1 protein-coding gene is annotated in these 1,162 nt (G+C 68.0%); it reads right to left on the bottom strand.

The genetic code is table 11. The features are described from left to right. A partial coding sequence (frc, locus tag IG08_RS0153145) for a formyl-CoA transferase (RefSeq protein WP_030622043.1) occupies positions 1–1,162 on the bottom strand: 1,162 nt, incomplete at both ends.

The raw sequence follows: 1,162 nt of genomic DNA, 5'->3' as shown, positions 1-1,162 counted from the left end.
GATCTCGTTGTTGTGTTGGCCGAGGAGGGGTGAGGTGGTGATGTGGTTGGGGGAGTCGGAGAGTTTGAGGGGGTTGCCGACGGTCCGGTATGGGCCGCGTTCGGGGTGGTCGACGGTGACGACCATGTCGTTGGCGGCCAGTGAGGGGTCCTCGATGATTTCTTTGGTGGAGAGGATGGGTCCGCAGGGGATGTTGTGGGTGTTGAGGTGTTCCAGGACCTGCCATTTGGGCAGGGCGCTGGTCCATTCCTCGATGAGCTGGAACATCTTGGGGAGTTTGGGCAGGCGGGCCTCGGGGGTGGCCCACTCGGGGTCGGCGGCGAGTTCGGGCCGGCCGATCAGCCGGGCGAGGGGCTTCCAGCCGACGGGCTGGACGATGACGTAGACGTAGTCGTTGGGCCCGCCGGGCGCGCACCGGACGGCCCAGCCGGGCTGGCCGCCGCCGGAGGCGTTCCCGGAGCGGGGCACCTCGTCGCCGAAGTCCTCGTTGGGATACTCCTCCAGCGGCCCGTGGGCCAGGCGCTGCTGGTCCCGCAGCTTGACCCGGCACAGGTTGAGCACGGCGTGCTGCATGGCGACGTTGACGCGCTGCCCGCGCCCCGTTGTCTCGCGCTGGAACAGCGCCGCCAGGATCCCCGCGACGGCGTGGATTCCGGTGCCGGAGTCCCCGATCTGGGCGCCGGTCGCCATCGGCGGCCCGTCCTGGAAACCGGTGGTGGCCATCGAACCGCCCATCGCCTGCGCGACCACCTCATAGGCCTTGAAACCGGTGTACGGCCCCTCCCCGAACCCCTTGATCGAGGCATACACGATCCGCGGGTTGATCTCCTGGACCCGGTCCCAGGTAAAGCCCATCCGGTCCACCGCACCCGGCGCGAAGTTCTCCACCATCACATCCGAGCGCCGGATCAGCTCCGTCAGGATCTCCCTGCCCCGCTCCGTCTTCGTGTTCAGCGTGATACTCCGCTTGTTGCAGTTGAGCATCGTGAAATACAGCGAGTCCACGCCCGGCAGATCCCGCAGCTGCCGGCGCGTGATGTCCCCGCCCGGCGCCTCCACCTTCACCACATCCGCCCCCAGCCACGCCAGCAACTGCGTCGCCGACGGCCCCGACTGCACATGCGTCATGTCCAACACCCGCACACCCTCAAGCGCCTTCGTC

Source organism: Streptomyces fulvoviolaceus (genome assembly GCF_000718165.1).
GTDB classification, from domain to species: Bacteria; Actinomycetota; Actinomycetes; order Streptomycetales; family Streptomycetaceae; genus Streptomyces; species Streptomyces fulvoviolaceus.
The sequence above is the reverse complement of the archived record's forward strand: the minus strand, read 5'-3'. Positions and strand labels throughout refer to the sequence as shown.